This is a genomic window from Limnobacter parvus (assembly GCF_024623725.1).
Classification (GTDB): Bacteria; Pseudomonadota; Gammaproteobacteria; order Burkholderiales; family Burkholderiaceae_B; genus Limnobacter; species Limnobacter parvus.
This window is the reverse complement of sequence record NZ_JANKHG010000022.1, coordinates 1-1,195: the sequence shown is the minus strand read 5'-3', so window position 1 is coordinate 1,195 and position 1,195 is coordinate 1. Positions and strand designations below refer to the sequence as shown.

The 1,195-nt window shown below is 54.4% G+C and carries 1 protein-coding gene; it reads left to right on the top strand.

Features of this window, described 5'->3' with window-relative positions; translation table 11 throughout:
* Positions 1-1,194, top strand: coding sequence for an elongation factor Tu (gene tuf / locus NSP04_RS12580; RefSeq protein ID WP_257512714.1), 1,194 nt, complete (start codon positions 1-3; stop codon positions 1,192-1,194).
* Position 1,195: the final 1 nt, after the last annotated feature.

Here is a 1,195-nt window from a genome sequence, read left to right as displayed (position 1 = left end):
ATGGCAAAAGAAAAGTTTGAGCGTAAGAAGCCACACGTAAACGTTGGAACGATTGGTCACGTAGACCATGGCAAGACAACATTGACAGCGGCGATCACAACAGTATTGGCGCGCCTGAGCGGCCACGGTGAAGCCAAAGGCTACGACCAGATTGACGCGGCACCAGAAGAAAAGGCGCGCGGCATCACGATCAACACAGCCCACGTAGAGTACGAGACAGACACACGTCACTACGCACACGTGGATTGCCCAGGTCACGCTGACTATGTAAAGAACATGATTACCGGTGCAGCGCAGATGGATGGCGCGATTCTGGTGTGTTCAGCCGCCGACGGCCCCATGCCACAAACTCGTGAGCACATCTTGTTGGCCCGCCAGGTTGGCGTTCCTTACATCATCGTGTTCCTGAACAAGTGCGACATGGTTGACGACGAAGAATTGCTGGAGCTGGTTGAAATGGAAGTGCGCGAGCTACTGTCCAAGTACGACTTCCCAGGCGACGACGTGCCAATCGTAAAAGGTTCGGCCAAGCTGGCGCTGGAAGGCGACACAGGCGAATTGGGCGAAGGCGCGATCAAGCAACTGGCCGCAGCACTGGACAACTACATCCCAACACCCGAGCGCGCAATCGACGGCACCTTCCTGATGCCAATCGAAGACGTGTTCTCCATCTCTGGTCGCGGCACCGTAGTAACCGGTCGTATCGAGCGCGGTATTGTGAAAGTGGGCGAAGAAATTGAAATCGTCGGTATCAAAGACACCGTCAAGACCATCTGTACCGGCGTGGAAATGTTCCGCAAGCTGCTGGATCAGGGTCAGGCTGGTGACAACGTGGGTGTGTTGCTGCGTGGTACCAAGCGTGAAGACGTAGAGCGTGGTCAGGTATTGGCCAAGCCCGGTTCGATCAAGCCACACACAGGCTTCAGTGCTGAAATCTATGTATTGAGCAAAGATGAAGGCGGTCGTCACACACCATTCTTCAACAACTACCGTCCTCAGTTCTACTTCCGTACAACCGACGTAACAGGCTCAATCAGCCTGCCGGCGGACAAGGAAATGGTACTGCCAGGCGACAACGTGGCGATCAATGTTGAATTGATTGCACCGATTGCGATGGAAGAAGGTCTGCGTTTCGCGATTCGCGAAGGTGGCCGTACGGTAGGTGCTGGCGTAGTTGCCAAAATTACCAAGTAAT